The sequence below is a fragment of the Pseudomonas sp. PS01301 genome (assembly GCF_029960215.1).
GTDB classification, from domain to species: Bacteria; Pseudomonadota; Gammaproteobacteria; order Pseudomonadales; family Pseudomonadaceae; genus Aquipseudomonas; species Aquipseudomonas coleopterorum.
The window spans coordinates 16,028-31,039 of the sequence record NZ_JASCPM010000051.1; the positions used below are offsets into that span (position 1 = coordinate 16,028).

The following is a 15,012-nucleotide window of genomic DNA, read 5'->3' on the forward strand; positions in this document are numbered from 1 at the left end:
CATTGCCATGGAGCACAAGCATGACCCTTGATTCTGCCGTGACCGGCGAAGCGGCTTCCCACCAGGCCCTGATCGAAGCGGTGTTGCCGTCGTGGTTGACGGCGGCGGCACCGGCGTTGCGCGAGGCTTATTTCGCCAGTTCGTTGCTCAGTGTGCGGTCCAGTGCGGATGCCGCCCAGGTCAGCGCGCGCTTGCAGACGCCTGCCGCGTTCTGCGCGCCGTTGTTGCAGGCAGCGCTGCAAAAGGCCTACCCGACGCTTGCGCTGGACGTGAACAAGCACGAACTGATTCGCATGGTGCGCACCCGTGACGGGCTGACCACCCAACTGACGCCCAGGCACCAAACCCTGCTCGAAGCGGCCTTGCAGAACTTCCTGCCTGCCGAAGCGAGGCCCGGTGGGCTGGAGGAGGGTTCGGTCATTCTGCCGGTCGGCGTGTTCGGTTTTACCCTCGATGACGACGGCAGCCTGGTGTATCGCTACCCGGACAGCGCGCGGGTCAAGCTTGAGGTGCATGATTTCGCAGCCCTGGTCCGCACGCTGGATCTGGGCCGTCAGTACCAGGCGCACTTCAAGGCGGTGTTCCGCCCACTCGGTCAGGCGCCCAGCGAAGATCTCGAACAGGCCGAGACTGCCGGCCGCTTCAACCTGGCCATTCGCGACCATCTGGACGCCGCGGCCGTGACCGCGCGGATCCGTGGATACATCAGCGAAGCGGCCTATCGGGCCGTCAAGCAGATCACGCAACCCAGGGACTTGCAGCCCGCGAGCTGGGAGGGCAAGTCGCTGCGGTTCTGCCAGCTGGGGTTGTTGCATACGCCGCTGACCACGGGGTACAGCCTGTTGGGCATGGTGCTGATCGAACAGGTGAACGGTTCGGCTTGCCTGGCCTACATGCCCGGCGAGCCGACCCATGCACTCAGGGAGTACGCCTCACGGCAGGCGTTCGCCGATACCCTGCGCGAGAGATTGCGCGAGGTGCCTTACCGTGACTATTTCGGGCGCTTCGTCGCTCAGCGCAGCCAGGCGGCGTTTACCGAGCGTCTGATCAACACCTTGTCGCCGGTACCCTGGATCGTGCCTGGCCAGTTCGTCAAACCACCGGTCCCCGACCCTGACGCGGACATCGGCCTGCGTGTGTATCCGGTCGAGGGCAAGCTGGTGCACCTGTTGTATAGCCAGCAACTGATCAAGTTGGGAGAAACGGTGCGCCTGGCGGTGGTACCCACCGATGACGAGGATCAATTGGCGCGAGAGCAGCGTGTGGCGTGGTGGGAAGGGGTGTTGGCCAGCGCATTCGATATCGCCACGTTCGTCGTGCCTGGGGCTGGGGAACTGGCACTGGCGGTCGGCGCTGTCGAACTGGTCAAGGACCTGTGCCTGGGCGTCGATGACTGGAAACACGGGCAAACGGTGGAAGCGATCAGCCAATTCGGCGCCGTGGCACAGAACGTAGCATTGCTGGCCAGCGGTGCCGCAGCCAGCATCGCTCTGGTGCACTCACCGTTCATGGAGGCGCTTGTCCCGGTCATCGACAGCGCAGGCAAGCCACGCCTGCTGAATCCGGACCTGACGGCGTATGCCACCGACATCAGCCTGCCCGCCGACGCTATGCCCAATGCTCTGGGTCAGTATCGGTTCAACGACCGTACCTATGTGCGCATCGACCAGCACTACTACCAGCACGTGCAGGATGAAACGAGCGGGCAATGGGTCATCGACCATCCCAGGCTGCGCGACACCTATCGCCCGGTGCTGACCCATAACAAGGCCGGGGCGTGGCAGCACGTTCACGAGCAGCCACTGCAGTGGCAAGGTGCGCAACTGTTGCGCCGGTTTGGCGCCATCACCGATCGTCTGAGCGATGCCGAGCTGCTGCAGGTCAACGACGCCTGTGGGATTTCCCCCGAGCAATTGCGCGAAGCCCACGTGAACCGACAGCAAGCCCCTGTGCCGTTGCAGGACGCGTTGTTGCGTTACCGCGCCCGGCGCGATGTCGAGCGCCTGGTTACGCAGGTTCGGCAGGCGCAGCCGCCCGGGGAGGGCGCTGCCTACTGTCTGCCACTGCTGCAGCGTGTTGCCGGCTGGCCGCAAAGCTGGACCCTGCGCGTGGTCGCCGACGACAGTCATGCCGTGCAGTACGGCGCCGGGCACGCCGAGCCGATCGTGGTCCAGCGCAGCGACTGGCTGGCGGGCAAGCTGTGCGAACGCATCGTCGAGCAGCTCGACGACACGCACAAGCAGCGCCTGTTTCCGGACAGCGTCGAGAACACCGTACAGGGCCAATCCTCGGCATTGGCCCAGGCCCTGGCCGATCAGGTGCAGGCGGCCAGCACGGACATTGCCGACGGACTCTATGCCCACCAAGAGCCTGCGCTGGCCAAGGAAGCGGCGCCCATCAAACGCCTGTTCCCCGGATTGTCCGGGCGAGCAGCCAACGACCTGGCCGCGCAGGCGCTGGACTGGGAGCTGAGCCAGTTACGTGGTAGCGGACGGCTGTCCGTGCGCCTGACCGAGCAAGCACGTCTGTACCTGCGCGAACAGCGGCTGAATCGGGCGTGCGAGGGGCTGATCGATCCGGCTTTCACTTCCGAAGATCGCGACACCCTGGCCCTCGGCCTGCTTGCCCAACTGCCCGGCTGGACCGGTCATACCCGAATCGAGCTGCATGCCGGGTACCTGCAGGGTCGCACGTTGGCAACGGTGGGCAGTGAAGCGGCCAGCGAGGTGAAGTATCTGGTCAGTGAAGACGGGCAATACCAGGCGTTCGACGCGCTGGAGCAGGCGCTGGGCGGCCAGCAGGATGTGTTCGCGGCGCTGTGCAGTGCCTTGCCGGATGTCGAACTGAAGGCACTGTCGCTCTCGCGCCACGACAGCCAAGGGCTGCGCACACGCCTGTCGGCACAGGCTGCAAGCGACCGAACGCGCGCGGGTCTACTACTCGGGCAGAGGGTGATACAGCCGTGGTTCAAACTGCCCCAGCTCACCGAGCAGGGGGCCGGTTACACCCTGAGCGGTCGGGCACAGGCCTCCTGGGGCCAGCGGCGGCGCTTGCGTGCGTTGTATCCCAGCCTCAGTTACAGGGACATGGCCGCGCTACGCGACGTGCTGCGCCGTCCGGGTGAAAGCTTCGAATTGGCGATTCAGCGTCTGGAGCAAGAGTACAAGGTATTGGACAGTTCGCTGGAGCAGTGGAGCCGGGCACTGCCCGAGTTCGCCGCCGCCCGCGCCGAAGTGCGTAACCGCCTGCTCAGGGCCTGGCGGGGCGAAACACGCCGAGTCAACCTCAGCGGCCGGACCCTCGGTGAGTTGCCGCTGATCACCGCCGATTTCAGCCATATCGTCGAGCTCAAGATGGAGCGCATGCAGCTGTCGGCAGACCCGTCCTTCTTTCTTTCGCGATTCCCGAGGCTTCAAAAGTTGTCCCTGGGCCAGAATTTCCTGCGGGCCATCCCGTCGCAGATCAAGGAGCTCACCGCACTGACGCACCTGGACCTGCAGCTCAATGTGATGGAACCGGTGCCGGACGTGTTCGCCGAGCTGGCCAAGGACGACAGCAGCGTCATCCAAGTGCTCAACATGGACCGCGCATGTGTTTCGACCATCGTCGACGGCCGCGAGCAGCCGCTGTTGCTCGGCGAGCAGGCCATGACCAGCCTGTCACGCCTCAAACAGCTGCGCTCTCTGATTCTGGCCAACAACGCGTTCAGCCTCGACGACCGGGGCATGGCGATCCTGGGGCGCATGAATCAGCTGGAAGAACTGTCGTTGAAAAACACCTTGATGAGCCTGACCGATCAGGGGCGCCAGGCACTCAGCCGCCTGACACGTCTACGATCACTGAACCTGAGCTTCAATGAACTGGGGCAGGCGCCGGATGTGGCCCGCATGCGCATGCTGGAAAAGCTGATCCTGCAATCCACCGGCCTCACTCAATGGCCAGAGGGTTTGAGCTCCCTGATGAATCGTCACGCCACGCCATTACGCTGGATCAACCTGAGCGACAACAACCTGACCGAGCTGCCCGATCTGGCTGAAACCACCTACGTCACCATGATGCGCTCCTTCATACTGCGTGAGCAGTTCCACATCAACCTCGACCGCAACCCGCTGTCGGAGCTCTCACGGCGGCGCTTGCGGCGGGCACGCATCGATTTCCAGACCGGCGACCGGAACACCGCAAGCAGTGCGCAGAATCAGACCAGCAACGCCTGGCTTACCGATTGTCCCCATGACTTGCGTGCCAGTATCGAGGCAGACCAGAACACGCCGGAAGCGGCCGCCTTCTATCGGGTCATGGCGCGCCTGACGTCCACGGACGCCTACAAACGCCACCCCGAGCCCTTCAAGGCGCGTATGTGGTCGGTGATGCGCGCGGTGGTTGCCGATGCCCAGGCACCCGGCGACGGGCTGGGGGCGGGCGACTTGCGTGAGCAACTGTTCGAGCACGCCACCTTGGTCGACGGCAGCTGCGGGGATGGCATGAGCATCGTGCTGGATTATTTCGAAACGCGAACGCTGGCCTGGCAGGCTGCGTCCTCGGCCATGGCCGGTGGCGAGGCGATGCTGCGTCCGTTGCTGGGCTTGGGACGTCAGCTGTACCGCGCTGCGCTGGTGGATGAGTATGCCGCTGCCATCACCCAGGGACGCTTGAATCGGCGTGCCGCGCTGATTCTGGAAGCCCTGGAAATACCTGCGCTGCATCCCATGGATCAGATAACGGACGCCCAGCTGCTCGATGGCAACCCCGATGAGGTCGAGATCCGTCTGCTGTTGCGCAACCGTCTGCAGGCTCGCCTGGCGCTGCGCGCGCAGCCATCGATGCTGTACAGCGAAATCCTCTCCACCGAGACCACCCGGCAAGTGGGCAATGCCGTGCTCACGGATGAAACCGCCAGCGGCATGTTGGATTGGCTGGCCGAACAGCCGTTCTGGAGCCTGTACCTGCGGCGGGTGTACCCGCAGCGGTTCGAAGCGGTCGAGAGCTTGTGGGGGAACGTGCTGATTCATTTCGAGGAAGCCAGGACGCTGGACCCGTTCAGCGTCGAGCAGGACGCCTTGGCCACCGTACTCAAGGCGCTGAGCGACTTGGCGCCGGAAACCCTGTGGGCCGGGGCGCAAGGGGAGCCGTTGCGTATCGTCATGACGGATCAGGTGGCGTTGGAGATGTACGCCTCGATCAGTACGGGCCGTACCAAGGCGACTCAACGGCTGATCAGAACCTTGTCTGAGGAGGTGACCGCAGCGAACGTTGCGTAACGAGGCGGTGCAATGAAAAGGCTGGCGCAATGTAAATCGCGCCAGCCTTTTTACGTTCAGCGACGACGGAACAGCGGCAGCGGTTCGTCGGTGGCCGCCTGGTAGCTCACGGAGAAGTCCTTGAGGCTTTCCAGTGCTTCGTACGGATCCTTGTCGGCGCGCAAGGCGAAGGCATCGAAGCCGCAGCGGTGCAGGTAGAACAGTTGGTCGCGCAGCACGTCGCCGATGGCGCGCAGTTCACCCTTGAAGCCATAGCGATCGCGCAACAGGCGTGCGTTCGAGTAGTTGCGGCCATCGGTGAATGCCGGGAAGTTCAGGGCGATGACCTGGAACTGGTTGGCCACCTCGCCGATCTCTTCGGCTTCCTCGTCACTGTCCAGCCACACGCCCAGGCCGCCATCGCGGGCCTGGAGCGCCGGACCGTGTTCGCGCCACAAGGCCAGCGGTACGATCAGGTCATCGCAGTTGCTGATGCCGTCGAAGGGTGTGTCCTTGGGCAGCAGGTGCCAGGTTTCGTCGACGACTTCGTTGTTCTTAATGATTCGCTGCATAGACGCGCTCCTTGAAGGGGTCGATGCCGATCCGCTGGTAGGTATCGATGAAACGCTCGTCTTCGGTGCGTTTTTCCACGTACACGTCGATCAGCTTGGAAATGACATCGGGCATGGCTTCCTGGGCGAAGGAGGGGCCCAGGATCTTGCCCAGGCTGGCGTCGCGGCTGGCGCTGCCACCCAGGGACACCTGGTAGAACTCTTCGCCTTTCTTGTCCACGCCCAGAATGCCGATGTGGCCAACGTGATGGTGACCGCAGGCGTTCATGCAACCGGAGATGTTGAGATCCAGCTCGCCGATGTCGAACAGGTAGTCCAGATCGTCGAAACGACGCTGGATGGATTCGGCGATCGGAATCGACTTGGCGTTGGCCAGGGAGCAGAAATCACCCCCAGGGCAGCAGATGATATCGGTCAGCAGACCGATGTTCGGCGTGGCGAAACCGCCTTCGCGCAGCTCGTTCCACAGGCTGAAGAGCTGAGCCTGTTCGACGTCGGCCAGAATGATGTTCTGCTCATGGGAGGTGCGCAGCTGGCCGAAGCTGTACTTGTCGGCCAGATCGGCAACGGCGTCAAGCTGCTTGTCGGTCAGGTCGCCGGGGGCCACGCCGGTCGGCTTGAGCGACAGGGTTACCGCCACGTAGCCGGGCTTCTTGTGCGCCAGGGTGTTGCGCGAACGCCAGCGGGCGAAGCCGGGGTGCTCGCTGTCGAGCTGGGCCAGGTCGGCCGCGAAATCAGGCAGTGCCTTGTAGTCCGGGTCGACGAAGTGCTTGGCCACGCGGTGCAGTTCGGCCTCGGTCAGGGTCGTGCTGCCGCCACGCAGGTGCTCCATCTCGGCGTCGACTTTCTGGGCGAAGACTTCCGGCGTCAGCGCCTTGACCAGGATCTTGATGCGCGCCTTGTACTTGTTGTCGCGACGGCCATAGCGGTTGTACACGCGCAGGATGGCGTCCAGGTAGCTGAGCAGGTCCTGCCACGGCAGGAACTCGTTGATGAACGCGCCCACCACCGGCGTGCGGCCCAGGCCGCCACCGACCAGGACGCGGAAGCCCAGCTCGCCGGCGTCGTTGTGCACGGGCTCAAGGCCGATGTCGTGCACCTCGATGGCGGCACGGTCGGTGCTGGCGCCGTTGACGGCAATCTTGAACTTGCGCGGCAGGTAGGCGAATTCGGGATGGAAGGTAGTCCATTGGCGAACGATCTCGCACCAAGGGCGCGGGTCGATCACCTCGTCGGCGGCAACGCCGGCGAATTGGTCGGTGGTGACGTTGCGCAGGCAGTTGCCGCTGGTCTGGATCGCGTGCATCTGCACGGTGGCCAGTTCGGCGAGGATGTCCGGAATGTCTTCCACGGCCGGCCAGTTGAACTGCACGTTCTGCCGGGTGCTGATGTGGGCGTAGCCTTTGTCGTAATCGCGAGCGATCTTGGCCATCATGCGCGTCTGGCGCGATGTCAGCTGGCCGTAGGGCACGGCGACGCGCAGCATCGGGGCAAAACGCTGGATGTACAGGCCGTTCTGCAGGCGCAGCGGGCGAAATTCTTCTTCGCTCAGTTCGCCAGCCAGGTAGCGGCGGGTCTGATCCCGGAACTGCTTGACGCGGTCCTCGATGATCCGTTGATCGTACTCGTCATAAACGTACATGGTGATCCTGTTCTCAGGCTGTCTTTCGCATCATCAGAAAAAGCACGCGCACGGTCGCGCACTCTTAGCAGAGCCGACGGAAGATAACAGTTTGTAAATAGACGTAAAAGTGACGTTTGAGTATATGCACCGAACCAGAATGCATATGCCCGTGGGAGTGTTCACCCTGTGGGAGCGGTCATACTGTGGGAGCGGGCTCTGCCCGCGAAGGCTACACCGCGCAGTGCCTGCGGAACCCCAGCGATCTTTTCGCGGGCAGAGCCCGCTCCCACAGGGTTCACGATAGCCTTGTGGAAGGGCGAGCCCTCTGCCCGCGAAGGGGCACACCACGGATCCAGGTGTATCAGAGCGCCTTGCTGATATGGATGTCGCTGATGTTCGCCGCGGCGTCGCCATGCAGGGCGACCAACGCCGCCTTGGCTTCTTCCAGCGAGCCCGTTTCCAGGTGCGCGAAGTCCCAGCGACGCTGCCCGTCGAGGTTGTAGCGGATCACGTACTTGATCATGGGTGCCCCTGCATCAGGTGAATTTCGAAGCCGTGCGGCGCACGATCTTGATCTTGTGGGTGAACGTGCTCTTGCGCGTGACGCTCGACAGCTTGGTGCCGGCGGTGTCGATGGTGATGTTCCAGAAACCGGTGCTGGGCGCCGTGATCTTGGCCGGGAAGGTGTCGAACGCGCCGCCGTGATAGGTATGTCGCCCACCGTTCTTGAAGCTGCGGAAGTTGGCGTCGCTCATCAGGCGGATGTTGCAGCGCTGGGAGCATTCGATGACGACCAGATCGTCTTCGTTGAGGTGCTCGCGCTGGTGAACGAATTTCATGGACTCTCCACAGTTGCAGGTGCGCAAAAAAGCGCAACGATATCATGCGCATCGCCGTGCGGATAAATTCTGCCGATGCATGGAGCAAATTCATGACTTTGCGGTCACAGGGTATTTAATGACGGAGATGCATCATGAAGTGGGCCTGGTTGACGGCAGTGGTAATGCTCGGTGGTTGTGCCACCGTGACGGACATCGAGAAAAGCCCCGAGACCATGAGTGTAATTTCCGGCAAGACCCCCAAGGAATATTCCACCTGTGTCGTCGCTCAGCTGAGCGACAGCCGCGGACCGTCGCTGATCGAACAGAAACACGACGGCTATCGCATCATCGTTCCGCAGAAACTTTCCAAGGACCCGGCCGCCGTGCTGATCGTCGACGATCGTTCCGGTGGCAGCAGCATCAAGGTGCACGAGCGCCTGTCCAACGTACCGCTGCGCCCGGCCGATGTACGCCAGGCGGCCGAGAAATGCATCTCCGGCTGAGCCGGCGCTATTTGCAGATCACCACCAGGCTGCGGGTCTGGTAGTTGCCCAGGTCGGCATCCGCCAGCCCAGCCTCGTTAGCACGTCTCGGCACGCCCTGAGTCGCTACCGTCTGGTAGCCGCCGGGGCACTCGAGTCTAGCCTGCTCGTCGCACTTGTCCCAGGACATGGCCTGGCCCGAACAGTCGATGTTCAAGCCCTGTTGGCCGTTCTTCAAAATGGTGGGGGAAGTGCTCGCGCAGGCCGAAACGGCGAGCACGGCGATGCAGGACAGGGTAGTGCGCAGGAGGGTGTTCATGAGGCGGGATTCTTCAGGTAGACAAGGGGGCCGCTATGCGGTGGCCCAATGCTATACACTGGCAAGCGGCAAGGGTAGTTGTTCGCGGAAATTTTCCGTTGCTCAAGCGGTGTAGCAATATTTACTCCGCAGTGGAACTATCTTCACCAGGATTTCTCTATCAACCAATCAATTGGCCAGCGGCAGACATTGTGAAGTAGTCGACGCCTGAAACCGACTGTGCCGTACCTCGTCAGCATTGCTCTTTTGTAAGGACTCACATGATCAAGAAATGCTTGTTTCCAGCGGCCGGCTACGGTACTCGCTTCCTTCCAGCGACCAAAGCAATGCCCAAGGAAATGCTGCCGATCGTCAACAAGCCACTGATCCAGTACGGCGTCGAAGAAGCCCTGGAAGCTGGCCTGAGCCAAATCTCCATCGTCACCGGTCGCGGCAAGCGCGCGATCGAAGACCACTTCGACATCAGCTATGAGCTGGAAACCCAGATCAAGGGCACCGAGAAAGAGAAGTACCTGGTCGGCATCCGCAAGCTGATCGACCAGTGCACCTTCTCCTATACCCGCCAGGTGCAGATGAAGGGCTTGGGCCACGCTATCCTCAGCGGTCGTCCACTGATCGGCGACGAGGCGTTCGCCGTGGTACTGGCGGACGACATGTGCGTGAATCTGGAAGGCGACGGCGTGCTGCAGCAGATGGTCAAGCTGTACAACCAGTTCCGCTGCTCGATCGTCGCCATTCAGGAAGTCGATCCTCAGGAAACGAACAAGTACGGCGTGATCGCCGGTGACATGATTCGCGAAGACATCTATCGCGTGACCAGCATGGTTGAAAAGCCAAAGCCTGAAGATGCCCCATCGAACCTGGCCATCATCGGCCGCTACATCCTGACCCCGGACATCTTCGACCTCATCGAACAGACCGAGCCAGGCAAGAGTGGCGAGATCCAGATCACCGATGCCCTGATGAAGCAGGCCCAGAACGGTTGCGTTCTGGCCTACAAATTCAAGGGCGAGCGTTTCGACTGCGGCGGTGCGGAAGGCTACATCGACGCCACCAACTTCTGTTTCGAAAACTTCTACAAAACCGGCAAGGCGTTTATCTGACGCCTCACCGGCTTGCATGATCGACGCCGCTGATCTTCGGACAGCGGCGTTCTTGTTTATGGCTACGGCCCGTTGGCGGGTCGTGCAGGTGCCAGGAGAGCAACATGAGCTATGACTTCGATTTATTCGTGATTGGCGCCGGTTCCGGCGGTGTGCGCGCCGCGCGTTTTGCCGCAGGTTTCGGCGCAAAAGTGGCGGTGGCCGAGAGCCGCTACCTGGGCGGGACCTGCGTCAACGTGGGCTGCGTACCGAAGAAACTGCTGGTTTACGGCGCGCACTTTGCCGACGACTTCGACCATGCCAGCGGCTTTGGATGGAGCCTGGAGAAACCCTCGTTCGATTGGTCGACGCTGATCGCCAACAAGAACAAGGAAATCGAACGGCTCAATGGCATCTACCGCAATCTGCTGGTGAACAGCGGCGTCAAGCTGGTCGAAGGCCATGCACGCCTGGTCGACCCGCACACGGTCGAAGTGGACGGCCAGCGCTTCAGTGCCGAGCACATCCTCGTGGCAACCGGTGGCTGGCCGCAGATCCCCGACGTACCGGGGCGCGAGCATGCCATCACGTCGAACGAGGCGTTTTTCCTCGAGCAGTTGCCCAAGCGAGTGATCGTGGTAGGGGGCGGCTACATCGCCGTCGAATTCGCCGGGATCTTCAATGGCCTGGGCAGCGAAACCACCTTGCTGTACCGCGGCGAGATGTTCCTGCGCGGCTTCGATGGTTCGGTGCGCAAGCACTTGAGCGAAGAGCTGACCAAGCGCGGCATGAACCTGCAGTTCAATGCCGACATTGCCCGCATCGACAAGCTCGATGACGGCAGCCTCAACGTCACCCTCAAGGACGGCCGCGAGTTGGCGGCCGATTGCGTGTTCTACGCCACCGGACGCCGGCCGATGCTGGACAACCTGGGGCTGGAGAACACCGGTGTGAAGCTGGACGACAAGGGGTTCATCCAGGTCGACGAGCAGTTCCAGACCACCGAGCCGTCGATCCTGGCGCTGGGTGACGTGATTGGACGGGTACAGCTCACGCCCGTGGCCTTGGCCGAGGGTATGGCCGTGGCGCGTCGGCTGTTCAAGCCCGAGCAGTATCGCCCGGTGGATTACAAGCACATTCCGACGGCGGTGTTCAGCCTGCCGAACATCGGTACCGTCGGCTTGACCGAGGAAGAAGCGCGCGAGCAGGGCCATTCGGTGCAGATTTTCGAAAGCCGTTTCCGGCCCATGCAGTTCAGCCTGACCCACAGCCAGGAGCGCACCCTGATGAAGCTGGTGGTCGATGCCGATACCGACAAGGTGCTGGGATGCCACATGGTCGGTCCCGATGCTGGCGAGATCGTTCAGGGCCTCGCCATCGCATTGAAGGCTGGCGCGACCAAGCAGGTCTTCGACGAAGCCATCGGCGTGCATCCCACGGCCGCCGAAGAGTTCGTCACCATGCGCACACCGGTGGACGCCTGAGTCCTGGGCCTGCCGGTCAGTCCGGCAGGCCAACCACGGCGGCGTATTCCTGCAGCGCGGCATCGTGGCTGATGCCCAGCTTTTCCATGGCGCAGCGTTTCTGGCGGCTGATGGTCTTCTCGCTGCGATCCAGATGGGCAGCCACGTCACGCCCGCTCATGCCGCCTACCAGCAATTTCAGCACTTCCAGTTCACGGGTCGAGAGGCGCTCATGGGCGCCCCGGGGTTCGACTTCGTGTTCGGCCAGACGCCGGGTGAAGCGGGCGCTGAGGTAGTGGCTGCCGCGCATCAGGGTGTAAGCCGCCGTGCTCAGGTTGCTCAGGCATTCCTGCTTGTCGTACAGGCCCCGCGCTCCGCTGTCGAGAATGGCACGCAGCACCATGGGGTTGTCCAGCGTAGTCAACACCAGCACGGGCAGGCGTGGGTAGAGAAGGCGTACCTGACGCAACAGGGCCAAGCCGTCGCCACCTTGCTCCTGCGGCATCCGGTAGTCGGTGATCAGCAGATCACAGGCGTGCTGTTGCAGGCATTCGAGGACCTGACTGGCGCTCTCGGCTTCGTCGATGACGCTGAAGCGCGATCGCGGTGCACGCTCCAGAGCGATGCGCAGCCCGAGTCGAACGGCCGAGTGGTCGTCGGCCACGATGGTTTTGATAGTCACCTGGTTGATCTCATCTGCAAAAGCGGGCCCCATGCTAGCTGTCAGGTGGGGGCATGGCTGTCAGGAAGGCGTTGGTGCAGGCGTGAGAAAAGTCGACAAAAAGTGGCGGCATCGCCCTCTGTTCACAATTCTTCTTTATTATGGGTAGCCTCGATAGGCAAAACCAATCGGTAGCATCCAGTTTGCCAATGAGCTATCGCTCGAGCATGTGTTTAGGATGCTCCCTATCGAATTCAAACACGATTTCAACCCCCTGAAGGAGAGTCACCGATGCCGATCATCAACAGCCAAGTCAAGCCATTCAACGCCACCGCTTACCACAATGGCGCTTTCGTGCCGGTCAGCGACGCCGATCTGAAAGGCAAATGGTCTGTCGTATTCTTCTACCCAGCCGACTTCACCTTCGTCTGCCCAACCGAACTGGGCGACCTGGCCGACAACTACGAAGCGTTCAAGCAACTGGGCGTGGAAATCTACGGCGTGTCGACCGACACCCACTTCACCCACAAAGCCTGGCACGACACTTCCGACACCATCGGCAAGATCCAGTACCCGCTGATCGGTGACCCGACCCACGTCATCTCGAAGAACTTCGACGTGCTGATCGAAGCCGACGGTATTGCTGATCGTGGTACCTTCGTGATCAACCCCGAAGGTCAGATCAAGATCGTCGAACTGAACGACGGTGGTGTAGGCCGTGACGCTTCCGAACTGCTGCGCAAGGTCAAAGCTGCCCAGTACGTTGCTGCCCACCCAGGCGAAGTCTGCCCAGCCAAGTGGAAAGAAGGCGAAGCCACCCTGGCTCCATCGCTGGACCTGGTTGGCAAGATCTAAGCAGCTTCCCACGCTGTGTCCCGCGGGTCATTTCCCGCGGGATCGCGACATCCGTTACGTGATGGCGACACCTGCGTAACGGACCGCTTTCGTATCATCGTTTCCAAAAGTATCTCGCTCACGCGGGGCCCAGTGCCCTGGCGGGCAACTGTCGTCTTCGAAACACTCAAAACGGAAATCGCCCTCATGTTGGACGCCAATCTTAAAGCCCAGTTGAAAGCCTATCTGGAACGGGTCACCCAACCGATCGAGATCGTCGCGTCCCTTGATGACGGCGCGAAATCCCAGGAATTGCTCGGTCTGCTGCGTGACATCGATGCACTGTCGGACAAGATCACGCTGCTGGACAACGGTAACGATGCGCGCAAGCCGTCGTTTTCCATCAATCGCCCCGGAGCGGACATCGGCCTGCGTTTCGCCGGTATCCCCATGGGTCACGAATTCACCTCGCTGGTACTGGCGCTGCTGCAGGTTGGCGGCCACCCGTCCAAGGCCAGTGCCGAGGTCATCGAACAGATCGCCGCATTGAAGGGCGAATTCCTGTTCGAAAGTTATTTCTCGCTGTCGTGCCAGAACTGCCCGGACGTGGTCCAGGCGCTGAACTTGATGGCGGTGCTCAACCCCAACATTCGTCACGTGGCCATCGATGGCGCCCTGTTCCAGGCCGAAGTCGAAGAGCGTCAGGTGATGGCTGTGCCAAGCATTTACCTTAACGGCAAGAACTTCGGCCAAGGCCGCATGGGTCTGGAAGAGATTCTGGCCAAGATCGACACCAGCGCCAGTGATCGTCAGGCGGAAAAGCTCAACGCCAAGCAGGCGTTCGACATGCTGGTGATCGGCGGCGGCCCTGCTGGTGCATCGGCGGCCATCTATGCGGCGCGTAAAGGTATCCGTACCGGTGTTGCGGCCGAGCGTTTCGGCGGGCAAGTGCTGGACACCATGGCCATCGAGAACTTCATTTCCGTGCAGGAAACCGAAGGTCCGAAGCTGGCTGTCGCCCTGGAAGAGCACGTCAAGCAGTACGACGTGGACATCATGAACCTGCAGCGCGCCGAGAAACTGGTGCCGGGCAAGGACGGTGCGCCTCACGAGGTGATCTTTGCCAGCGGCGCGTCGCTCAAGGCCAAGACGCTGATCCTGGCGACCGGTGCGCGCTGGCGTGAAATGAACGTGCCAGGTGAGCAGGAATACCGTAACCGTGGCGTGGCCTACTGCCCGCACTGTGACGGTCCGCTGTTCAAGGGCAAGCGCGTTGCGGTGATCGGCGGTGGCAACTCGGGTGTGGAAGCGGCCATCGACCTGGCCGGTATTGTCGCCCACGTGACGCTGATCGAGTTCGACACACAATTGCGTGCCGACGCCGTGTTGCAGCGCAAGCTGCACAGCCTGCCCAACGTCAAGGTCATCACCAGTGCGCTGACCACTGAAGTGACCGGTGACGGACAGCGCGTCAATGGTCTGCGCTACAAGGATCGCCAGAGCAGCGAGCATCACGAAATCGCGCTGGAAGGCATCTTCGTGCAAATCGGCCTACTGCCCAACACCGACTGGCTCAAGGGCACCATCGAGCTGTCGAACCGTGGCGAGATCATGGTCGACGCCCGTGGCGAAACCGACCTGCCGGGTATCTTTGCCGCCGGTGACGTGACCACCGTGCCGTACAAGCAGATCGTCATCGCGGTCGGCGAAGGCGCCAAGGCTTCGCTGTCGGCATTCGATCACCTGATCCGCACGTCCGCCCCGGCCTGATACGACCGGCAAAGCCCCCTGTAGCAGCGGCGCAAGCCGCGTCAGCCTTCAACGCGTTCACCCAGGCGCACCGCGTCTACCGCCGACGCGGCTTGCGCCGCTGCTACAGGGGGATTGCGTGCACCGCTGACGCGGCTTGCGCCGCTG

Annotated in this window: 12 protein-coding genes; 6 read left to right on the forward strand and 6 right to left on the reverse strand. The window is 62.0% G+C overall.

Annotation, left to right across the window (positions count from 1 at the left end; genetic code table 11):
• Positions 1 to 20 precede the first annotated feature (20 nt).
• A complete protein-coding gene (locus QMX89_RS19950; RefSeq protein WP_282349562.1) occupies positions 21 to 5,258 on the forward strand; it encodes a DUF6543 domain-containing protein in 5,238 nt (1,745 codons plus the stop codon).
• Between the two features lie 56 nt (positions 5,259 to 5,314).
• Here the strand turns inward: QMX89_RS19950 and QMX89_RS19955 are convergent, their stop codons facing one another.
• The 4 genes from QMX89_RS19955 to QMX89_RS19970 all read right to left on the reverse strand — a co-directional run bounded on the left by QMX89_RS19955 (position 5,315) and on the right by QMX89_RS19970 (position 8,272).
• Positions 5,315 to 5,809 carry a DUF934 domain-containing protein gene (locus tag QMX89_RS19955; RefSeq protein WP_282349563.1) on the reverse strand — a complete coding sequence of 165 codons (495 nt, stop codon included), beginning with the start codon at positions 5,807 to 5,809 and terminating at the stop codon, positions 5,315 to 5,317.
• Positions 5,793 to 7,451: a nitrite/sulfite reductase gene (locus tag QMX89_RS19960; protein WP_134722461.1), complete on the reverse strand. Its 1,659-nt coding sequence runs from the start codon at positions 7,449 to 7,451 to the stop codon at positions 5,793 to 5,795. Before QMX89_RS19960 ends, QMX89_RS19955 begins: the two co-directional genes overlap by 17 nt.
• A gap of 343 nt (positions 7,452 to 7,794) precedes the next feature.
• Entirely contained in the window at positions 7,795 to 7,956 is a 162-nt protein-coding gene (locus QMX89_RS19965; RefSeq protein ID WP_090358484.1) for a hypothetical protein, read from the reverse strand.
• A 13-nt stretch (positions 7,957 to 7,969) separates the two neighbouring features.
• A complete protein-coding gene (locus QMX89_RS19970; RefSeq protein ID WP_049859451.1) occupies positions 7,970 to 8,272 on the reverse strand; it encodes a DUF1883 domain-containing protein in 303 nt (100 codons plus the stop codon).
• A gap of 134 nt (positions 8,273 to 8,406) precedes the next feature.
• Here QMX89_RS19970 and QMX89_RS19975 point away from each other — a divergent pair, with 134 nt between their 5' ends.
• On the forward strand, positions 8,407 to 8,757 hold the full coding sequence (locus QMX89_RS19975) for a hypothetical protein (RefSeq protein WP_122742793.1): 351 nt from the start codon (positions 8,407 to 8,409) through the stop codon (positions 8,755 to 8,757).
• A 7-nt stretch (positions 8,758 to 8,764) separates the two neighbouring features.
• On the opposite strand, the gene QMX89_RS19980 is transcribed toward QMX89_RS19975, so the two are convergent.
• Positions 8,765 to 9,043: a hypothetical protein gene (locus tag QMX89_RS19980; protein ID WP_192067550.1), complete on the reverse strand. Its 279-nt coding sequence runs from the start codon at positions 9,041 to 9,043 to the stop codon at positions 8,765 to 8,767.
• Between the two features lie 272 nt (positions 9,044 to 9,315).
• Between QMX89_RS19980 and galU the strand changes: the two genes are divergently transcribed.
• Complete coding sequence (galU, locus tag QMX89_RS19985; RefSeq protein ID WP_049859454.1) at positions 9,316 to 10,158, forward strand: UTP--glucose-1-phosphate uridylyltransferase GalU; 843 nt, start codon at positions 9,316 to 9,318, stop codon at positions 10,156 to 10,158.
• A gap of 104 nt (positions 10,159 to 10,262) precedes the next feature.
• Positions 10,263 to 11,621: a glutathione-disulfide reductase gene (gene gorA, locus QMX89_RS19990; RefSeq protein WP_282349564.1), complete on the forward strand. Its 1,359-nt coding sequence runs from the start codon at positions 10,263 to 10,265 to the stop codon at positions 11,619 to 11,621.
• Positions 11,622 to 11,637: 16 nt separating this feature from the next.
• Here the strand turns inward: gorA and QMX89_RS19995 are convergent, their stop codons facing one another.
• On the reverse strand, positions 11,638 to 12,282 hold the full coding sequence (locus QMX89_RS19995; RefSeq protein WP_167649307.1) for a response regulator: 645 nt from the start codon (positions 12,280 to 12,282) through the stop codon (positions 11,638 to 11,640).
• 270 nt (positions 12,283 to 12,552) lie between these two features.
• Between QMX89_RS19995 and ahpC the strand changes: the two genes are divergently transcribed.
• Together ahpC and ahpF are read left to right on the forward strand one after the other, a co-directional pair.
• Positions 12,553 to 13,116, forward strand: coding sequence for an alkyl hydroperoxide reductase subunit C (gene ahpC / locus QMX89_RS20000; protein WP_043189224.1), 564 nt, complete (start codon positions 12,553 to 12,555; stop codon positions 13,114 to 13,116).
• 186 nt (positions 13,117 to 13,302) lie between these two features.
• On the forward strand, positions 13,303 to 14,865 hold the full coding sequence (gene ahpF / locus QMX89_RS20005) for an alkyl hydroperoxide reductase subunit F (RefSeq protein ID WP_049859457.1): 1,563 nt from the start codon (positions 13,303 to 13,305) through the stop codon (positions 14,863 to 14,865).
• Positions 14,866 to 15,012: the final 147 nt, after the last annotated feature.

Bases quoted from the DNA above. Each gene is read 5' to 3' on its own strand.
- QMX89_RS19955 (WP_282349563.1), bottom strand. From the start codon at position 5,809: ATGCAGCGAATCATTAAGAACAACGAAGTCGTCGACGAAACCTGGCAC.
- galU (WP_049859454.1), top strand. From the start codon at position 9,316: ATGATCAAGAAATGCTTGTTTCCAGCGGCCGGCTACGGTACTCGCTTC.
- QMX89_RS19950 (WP_282349562.1), top strand. From the start codon at position 21: ATGACCCTTGATTCTGCCGTGACCGGCGAAGCGGCTTCCCACCAGGCC.
- QMX89_RS19965 (WP_090358484.1), bottom strand. From the start codon at position 7,956: ATGATCAAGTACGTGATCCGCTACAACCTCGACGGGCAGCGTCGCTGG.
- gorA (WP_282349564.1), top strand. From the start codon at position 10,263: ATGAGCTATGACTTCGATTTATTCGTGATTGGCGCCGGTTCCGGCGGT.
- ahpF (WP_049859457.1), top strand. From the start codon at position 13,303: ATGTTGGACGCCAATCTTAAAGCCCAGTTGAAAGCCTATCTGGAACGG.
- QMX89_RS19975 (WP_122742793.1), top strand. From the start codon at position 8,407: ATGAAGTGGGCCTGGTTGACGGCAGTGGTAATGCTCGGTGGTTGTGCC.
- QMX89_RS19970 (WP_049859451.1), bottom strand. From the start codon at position 8,272: ATGAAATTCGTTCACCAGCGCGAGCACCTCAACGAAGACGATCTGGTC.
- QMX89_RS19960 (WP_134722461.1), bottom strand. From the start codon at position 7,451: ATGTACGTTTATGACGAGTACGATCAACGGATCATCGAGGACCGCGTC.
- ahpC (WP_043189224.1), top strand. From the start codon at position 12,553: ATGCCGATCATCAACAGCCAAGTCAAGCCATTCAACGCCACCGCTTAC.